The organism is Saccharothrix coeruleofusca, assembly GCF_014648515.1.
GTDB lineage: Bacteria > Actinomycetota > Actinomycetes > Mycobacteriales > Pseudonocardiaceae > Actinosynnema > Actinosynnema coeruleofuscum.
In genome coordinates this window covers 193,183-200,702 of the sequence record NZ_BMRG01000010.1, presented here as the reverse complement: position 1 = coordinate 200,702, position 7,520 = coordinate 193,183, and the positions used below count along the sequence as shown (strand labels likewise).

The following is a 7,520-nucleotide window of genomic DNA, read 5'->3' as shown; positions in this document are numbered from 1 at the left end:
GTCTACATGTCCTTCGGGGAGAAGCTGAAGTTCTTCCTGACCCCGGACGGCCTGGTCCAGCCCGCGCCCTGGTCGCCCGGCGACGCGAACCACGACATCCTGTTCGACTGGAGCGAGTTCACCTACAACGACGCGGGCCTGTGGCTCAACAGCTCGCAGGTCGACCAGTTCGCCGTGCCGCACGCGGTCAGCGTCACCGGCGCGGACGGCACGACCAAGAAGACCGGTGAACTGCTCCCCGGTGGCCGTGACAAGGTCATCAACGGCCTGCGCAACCAGGCCGGGTGGGACAAGACGGTGATCACGCGGTCCGACGGCACCGTGCTGCGCGCCCTGGCGCCCGGCAAGGCCGCCGACGGCGCGTTGTTCGACCCGAACTACCTGGACCCGTACATCACGCAGGCGTGGAACGCCTACACGAGCAAGACGCTGACCGTGGTGCCGTTCACCGACCAGCCGGGCACCAAGTTCTTCGGCCGCACCTCCGGTGACGTCATGAACTTCACCGACACCGCCGGTCAGCAGGTCGCCTCCTTCCAGAAGCCCACCACGGCCAACGTGTGGGGTTGCGACGGCGCGCTGGGCGCGCCCAACGACCGGGTCGTCGGCCCCATCGCCCGCACGCTGTGCGCGGCGCTGCACCGCTCGACGCTGGGCACCATCGACACCCAGCCCGGTGGCACGGCCGCCGACTTCTACAAGGGCGAGCTGACCAACCACTACTCGCGCCTGGTCCACGAGAACATGGTCGACGGCAAGGCCTACGGCTTCGCCTTCGACGACGTGCAGGCGCAGGAGTCCCTGGTGCACGACGGCGACCCGCAGGCCGCAGGCATCACCCTGACGCCGTTCACCGGTGACGGCGGCACGCCCGCGCAGCCGCCCGCCACGCAGACCAAGACGGCCACCCCCACCACGACGACGGGCGTCACGAGCACGACGACCGCCGCTGCGCAGCCCACGGGCGGCACGATCGTCAGCGACTGGCAGGGCAAGTGCCTGACCGCGCCCCAACTCGCCGACGGCCAGCGCCTGACCGTGGCCGACTGCGCGGGCAGCGCGGGCCAGAAGTGGGAGTTCGCCGGCGACACCCTGCGCACCGGCAACAACCTGTGCGCCGACGTCGCGTGGGGCGCGACCGCCAACGGCACAGCCGTCCAGGTCGCGACGTGCAGCGGCAACCCGGCGCAGCAGTGGGTGCTCAGCGACGCCGGTGACCTGGTGAACCCGCAGTCGAACAAGTGCCTCGACATCGCGGAGTGGAACCCGGCCAACGGCGCCGTGCTCCAGCTCTGGGAGTGCGGCGGCACCGCCAACCAGAAGTGGCGTCGCGCGTAGCTCGACCGCGATCGGAGAAAGGGGGCACGGGTCGTCGCGACCCGTGCCCCTTTCTCGTGCCCGTCCTACCGCCTTCGGCCGCTCTCGGGCAGCCCTCCCCGGAACGCCCGCACCGACTCCGAGCCGTAGTCGTCCCGGTCCGGCCTCTCCAGCACATCGGACTCCATTTCCTGGAGCAGGGAGCGCTGTTCTCCGGTCAAGGCCGCGCGTTCCTCCGCCGTGACGTCGCTCCAGCTGAGCCTGCCCGCCCGGAACAGCTGCCGCAGCTCCCGGAAGGACCGCCGCGCGGAACCGTCCTCGCCGCGGCGAGCGCCGCCCGTCCACTTGTCGTGCCTGTCGCCTGCGTTCTTCACGGGAGCAATGCTGATCCACCCGTCGTAGATCGGACAGGGGCCGAAGGTCCCGAGGTCCGTCGCACCGCGTCCGGGCGAACGAAAAGGCCCGGCCCGGTCGGCGGTGCGGGCCGACCGGGCCGGGCCTGTGGTTCGCGGGCCCGCGTTCCCCGCTACGGAGCCGGGTACTCGTCGACGTACACCGGCACGCCGGTCTTGGTGGTGTCGGCCGCTTCGCCGACACCGTTGACGACGTGGTCGATGGTCCCCGCCGCGAGGTTGACCGTCATGATGTGGTGCAGCTTGACGCCCTTGGTCCGGGGGACCTCGAACCCGTTCTCGGTGTGGATGTCCGGGTTGTTCTGGTTGAACACGTACACGCCACCGCCGTGGAGGGTGTGCGACCGCACGCGGTCGCCGACCTTGTACCCGGCCCAGCCCTCGACGTCGCCGTTCATCCAGTGGGCCTGCGTCGGCGGGTCGTAGGGCAGTTCGTTCTGGTACAGCACGGTGGTGCCGTTCTCACCGTTCCACACGGTGTTGTACTGCTGGAAGTGCTCCACGAACAGACCGGTCGCCGTCACGTTGTCCCCGTTGACGATCACGCCGTTGCGGCCGGTGTTGGCGTGCCAGCGCTGGGTGTCGGTGAAGCCCTCCACGCCGTGGTCGGCCCGCCACACCCAGGTGTGGTCGATGAGCACGTTGTCGCTGTTGACCTCCAGCGCGGTCTCGGTCTTGCCGACGTGCGGCCCGCCGACCCGGAAGTAGACGTCGGAGAGCGTGGTCGGGTTGAGCGGCGAGCTGGGGCGCTTGCCGTGCTTCTGCCCCACCCGCAGCAGCACCGGCGAGGTCTTGGTGCCCGCGTCGACCGTGACGCCCGCGATGACGACGCCGGGCACGTCGGCGACGTCGAGCGGGATCGCGCCGTTCACGGCGGTCAGCGTGGCGTGCCCGATGCCGAGGACGACCGTGTTGGCGCGCTTGACCTCGATGCTGCGGGCGATGTCGTACACGCCGGGGGTGAGCAGCAGGTGCTTGCCCCGCGCGAGCTGGCTGTTGATCTCGCGCACCGAGTCGGTCGGCTTGGCGACGAAGAAGTCGCTCAGCGGGATGGTGCGGCCGGGGGTCATGCCGTTGGCCCAGGAGACGCCGCTGGTGTTCTTGCGCGCGGCGGGCACGCGGACGGCGTACTCGCCCGAGGCGTCGACGAACAGGTACGGCTTCTCCCGGCTGAGCGGGGTGGTGTCGAGCGTGGTGTACGGCGGGTTGGGGAAGGCCGCGTCGTCGGGAGCGCCCTTGACGCCGGAGAACACCTGGTTCCACACACCGTTGGACCAGCTCGCGACTTCGCTGTTGCGGGTCAGCCACTGCTGCTGCGAGCCGTTGGTGACCGTGGGCAGCTTGGAGTCGGCGATGAACCCGCCGCTGGCGTACTGCGGACCGGCGGTGCAGTAGTCCATCAGCGACAGTGTGCCGTTGGGAATGTTGAGGCGCCGCAGGGAGACCGCCTGGGAGACCGCCCAGAAGTTGGCGGTGGACCGGCAGTCGTCCTGGCCCTTCGGGTCGGTGTTGATCGTCAGGTTGCCCAGGGTGCGCCAGAAGTTGACCAGCGCCAGGCAGTTGGCCGTGCCGCCTTCGGTCAGGCAGCGGTTGTAGACCTCGACCTTGCCGTTGATGGCGACGTCGGTCGGCGCGGCGCCCAGGCCCGCGACTTCGGTGTAGTAGCCGACCTTGAGCTGCAGCGGCTGCTCGGCGGTGCCGTAGCGGCCGGGCTTGAACAGGTAGGCGTAGCGCTGGGTGCCCATCTCGTTGTCGACCTGGGCGGCGTGCGTGGCGTCCAGCGCCGCCTGGATTTCGCTGACCGGCATGCTCGGGTCGAACACCTTGACGTTGGCCCCGAGGTCCGGGGTGCCCTGCCGGGGCGGGTCCGCGGTCGCGGTGGGCGCGGTGGCCGCGGTGGTCGCAACCAGCACGAGGCCCAGCGCGAACGCCCGGCCGAGCCGTGTGTGAGCGCTCTCATGGTTGACATGGCGCGTGATCGTCATTGACCTGCCTCTAGGAGGAGTAGGGACGCCTCCCCGCCACCTCACTGCGAGAGCGCTCTCACGGAAAGTCCGATGAGGTCACGCGGCGGACGGCGGGTGCGCTATTTCTACTTCACGAACCGGCGGGACGCCATGCCTCCACACCACCGTTTCAGAGGAGAACTCATCTTCTCCCAGTGGTGAACGACCTCCGATCACTCTGCGTGCCGCCGTGGTAACTGGCGTGAAATCGTTGTTAGACCGCAGATTTCGTGGCCAAAACTGGTCTGGACGCGCAGGTATCCAGTGCGCGTACGCTGGCTCCTAACAAGTGTCGGGACTTCCCACTGGGGAGCGGGAGGTGCCGACATGGGGGAAACCGATGCGCCGCACCGCTTACGGGCGGTGGCGCGTCACGACGCCGCCAGGGGGATTCACATGACCGAGTTAGTCAGCAGGGCCTTACCCGCCGCGGAGGGGCCCACCTTCGGACTCACCAAGTTCCTCGACCCGCTGCGCGTGCCGCCGGTGATCCGGCCGCACTCGTGGTGGCACCAGGACGCGCTCACCGTGACCACGGTCCGCGCGACCACCCAGCTGCACTCGCAGCTGCCGCCCACCGAGGTGTGGGCCTACGACGGGCACTTCCCCGGACCGACCATCGAGGTGCGCCGCGGCCGCCAGCTGCGGGTCTCCTGGACCAACGGCACCGAGGGGAAGATCCCGCTGATCGCCGTGCAGGCGCCGATCGCGTCGGCGCCGCAGAACAACCCCGGTTTCCGCAACCCGGACGGCTCGCTGCCCGACGGCGTGTCGCTGATCGACGGGGTGGCCGACCTGCCGTCGTGGAACGTCGTGCACCTGCACGGCGCCCTCACCGGCGGCGGCAACGACGGCTGGGCGCACAACGCCGTGCTCAAGGACCTCTCCCAGCTCGCGGAGTACCCGAACCGGCAGCAGTCCACCACGCTGTGGTACCACGACCACGCCATGGCCATCACCCGCTTCAACGTGCACGCGGGCCTGGCCGGGGTGTACCTGATCCGCGACGAGGAGGAGGCCAGGCTCAACCTCCCCTCGGGCGAGCAGGAGGTGCCGCTGCTGATCACCGACCGCAACCTCGACACCGACGCGTCGGGCGCGCTCACCGGGCAGCTGCTCTACAAGGTCCCGTTCGTCACCGCGCCCGACGGCACGCAGCTGCACCTGCCGTTCACCGGGCCGTTCACGCTGGTCAACGGCGTCATCTGGCCGCACATGGAGGTCGAGACCCGCTGGTACCGCTTCCGCGTGGTCAACGCCTCGAACGCCCGCTTCTACCAGCTGCACCTGGTCGACGACGCCACCGGCGAGTCGCTCGACCACGCCGTCCACCAGATCGGCACCGACGGCGGTCTGCTGCCCAGGCCCGCCGCGCTGCCCGCGGGCGGGCTGGTCGTCGCCCCGGCGGAGCGGGCCGACCTGCTCATCGACTTCACCAAGCTGCGCGGCAGGCGGGTGCGGCTGACCAACGCCCACCGCAGCGCCGCGCCCGAGCCGGACATCATGCAGTTCCGGGTGGAGAACCGCGACCGGAACGACCGCTTCCGGCTGCCCGCGCGGCTGTCCACCTCCTACGTGCGGCTGCACCACGGCACCACGGTGCCCGAGGACCACGACCACGTCTTCATCGCGCTCGTGCCGCCCGGCACGGCGGGTGAGGGCCACCCGCAGATGTGGGAGCTGCACGAGATCGAGGAGCCCCCGCAGCTGCCCGCGGAGGGGATCATCCAGCTCACCGACCCGGCCACGGGCCAGGTGCGCACGTTCGAGCGGGTCGCCAGCCTGTTCGACGACACGACCAGCATCTTCATCAACCACGACCGCTGGGCGGTGTGGAACTTCATCCACCTCGGCGGCCCGACCCACCCGATGCACGTCCACATGAGCCAGTTCCAGGCTCTCAACCGCACGAAGTACGCGCTGGACCCGAACACCGGCAACGTCGCGGGGTTCGACCTCGCCACGGGCGGCACTCCGGCGCCGCTGCCGCTGCCCGGCCCCGGCACGCCGCTGACCCCGCAGGAGGAGGGCTGGAAGGACACCTTCCAGGTCGCGGCGGGCGAGTGGCTGTCCATCGCGGGCCACTTCGGGGGCGCGACGGGCGATTTCATGTACCACTGCCACATCCTCGACCACGAGGACGAGGGCATGATGCGGCCCTTCGTGGTCATGCCCGCCGAGGCCGCCCGATTCCACATCCACCGGTTCGGCGGTCACCCGCATCACGGTGCGGCCGCGGGTGAAGCCCGCGACAGCGGCGACGTGCTCTGACGCCGACCCGCACCCGGTGGCCCCCGCCTGGCTCAGGCGGGGGCCACCGCGCGAGCGCCGCAGGACGACCATCAGTCCACAGCAGACACATCCGGTAGGGGCAGTCCGCGCCGCGGGGAGCCGACCGGCCCGCGCACCGGGCCGTACTGCCAGGTCGTCGGTTCGCCGGGCACGTGCACCCATCCCTGCCTCGGCGCCGGGCCGACCTGGACGTTCACCAGCGGCGCGAACGACGGCACCGCGATGCTGTCGTAGCCGTGGTGCACCACCGACCAGTACAGCTCGTCGGAGACCACCAGCACCAGCGGCGCGCTGGTCTCCCGCAGGGCCAGCTTCAGCCGGGGCGCGTCGAGCAGCCCGCACGCCACGTCCAGCAGCTCCCCGAACTGGCCGCGCTCGTCGAAGTGCACCTCACCCGCGTGCACCACCGCCCGCAGCCGCATCGACACCTCCGGCCGCCGGGTGTTGTGGCGGGTGAGCAGCTTGCTCAGCTCGGGCACGACCGATCCCAGCAGGAGCGTCTTCGGGACCCGGTCGGACGGCCGGATGAGGGCCAGCGCGCCGTCACCTCGGTCCACCAGCCGGTCGACGTCGTCGCCGATGCCGTGCCGCGCCAGCGCCTCGGCGATGATCTCGTACATGACCTCGCGCAGCACGGGCTTCTCCCGGTTGCTCCGGGTCGTCGAACCCTCGATGTCCACCCCGAGCGCTATGCGGTAGACGGGGTGCGCGTGTGCGTTGAGCATGGGCGAACGCTCCCGCTCCCGCGTTCCCGGGAACAAGCAGCACCGCGTCCCGGATTCACGGGTTGTGCTCCGCCCCGATGCCGTTCCTGCGCGCCTTCTCCACGGCCTCGTCGCGGTCGCGGACCTGGAGCTTGTTCTGGATCTCCAGCGCCCGGTTGGCCACCGTCTTGGTGGACAGGTGCAGCTCCCCGGCGATCCGCTGGTTGTTCCACCCCTTGGCCATCAGCACCAGCATCCGGTACTCGGCCATGGTCAGGCGGAACGGCAGGACGCCGTCGGCCAGCCGCGGCTGGCTGCCGAGCAGCGTCCTGCCCACGCGCGGGTCGAGCACCATCTTGCCCTCGGCCACCGTGCGCACCGCCTGCGCGATGTCCTTCTCCTCCTTGCGCAGGTAGCCGTTCGCGCCCGCGTTCAGCGCTGTCCGCACGTGCTCGGGCTCCTCGTGCATGGACAGCACGAGCACCCTCGTGGCGGGCGCCAGCTCGACGATCCGGCGGATCACGTCCGGCCCGCAGAGCTGTGCTTCCTCGCCGTCGGCGGGCGGTATCCGCAGGTCCATCAGCACCACGTCGGGGCGTTCCCGCTGCACCAGCGCGACGGCCCGCACGCCGTCCGCGCACTCGCCCGCCACGTGGATGTCGCCCGCGTCCTCCAGTTCGCTGCGCAGGCCCCTGACGAAGATCGGGTGGTCGTCCACCACCAGGACCCGCAGTCCGGTGTGCGTCCCGGTGTGCGTCCCGGTGTGCGTCACAGTGCGTCCCCCCACG

6 protein-coding genes are annotated in these 7,520 nt (G+C 70.4%); 2 read left to right on the top strand and 4 right to left on the bottom strand.

Features of this window, described 5'->3' with window-relative positions; all coding sequences use genetic code 11:
• A partial coding sequence (locus IEZ00_RS23595; protein ID WP_229796022.1) for a beta-1,3-glucanase family protein occupies positions 1-1,338 on the top strand: 1,338 nt, incomplete at its 5' end.
• Positions 1,339-1,403: 65 nt separating this feature from the next.
• On the opposite strand, the gene IEZ00_RS23590 is transcribed toward IEZ00_RS23595, so the two are convergent.
• Positions 1,404-1,691, bottom strand: coding sequence for a hypothetical protein (locus IEZ00_RS23590; RefSeq protein WP_189225493.1), 288 nt, complete (start codon positions 1,689-1,691; stop codon positions 1,404-1,406).
• Positions 1,692-1,843: 152 nt separating this feature from the next.
• Positions 1,844-3,643: a pectate lyase-like domain-containing protein gene (locus IEZ00_RS23585; protein WP_229796021.1), complete on the bottom strand. Its 1,800-nt coding sequence runs from the start codon at positions 3,641-3,643 to the stop codon at positions 1,844-1,846.
• Between the two features lie 489 nt (positions 3,644-4,132).
• Here IEZ00_RS23585 and IEZ00_RS23580 point away from each other — a divergent pair, with 489 nt between their 5' ends.
• The gene (locus IEZ00_RS23580; protein ID WP_189225491.1) at positions 4,133-6,007 is read left to right on the top strand and encodes a multicopper oxidase family protein; all 1,875 of its coding nucleotides are present in this window, start codon (positions 4,133-4,135) and stop codon (positions 6,005-6,007) included.
• A gap of 71 nt (positions 6,008-6,078) precedes the next feature.
• Here the strand turns inward: IEZ00_RS23580 and IEZ00_RS23575 are convergent, their stop codons facing one another.
• Positions 6,079-6,753 carry a hypothetical protein gene (locus IEZ00_RS23575; protein ID WP_189225490.1) on the bottom strand — a complete coding sequence of 225 codons (675 nt, stop codon included), beginning with the start codon at positions 6,751-6,753 and terminating at the stop codon, positions 6,079-6,081.
• Positions 6,754-6,808: 55 nt separating this feature from the next.
• Positions 6,809-7,504, bottom strand: coding sequence for a response regulator transcription factor (locus tag IEZ00_RS23570; RefSeq protein WP_189225489.1), 696 nt, complete (start codon positions 7,502-7,504; stop codon positions 6,809-6,811).
• Positions 7,505-7,520: the final 16 nt, after the last annotated feature.

Bases quoted from the DNA above. Each gene is read 5' to 3' on its own strand.
- IEZ00_RS23580 (WP_189225491.1), top strand. From the start codon at position 4,133: ATGACCGAGTTAGTCAGCAGGGCCTTACCCGCCGCGGAGGGGCCCACC.
- IEZ00_RS23575 (WP_189225490.1), bottom strand. From the start codon at position 6,753: ATGCTCAACGCACACGCGCACCCCGTCTACCGCATAGCGCTCGGGGTG.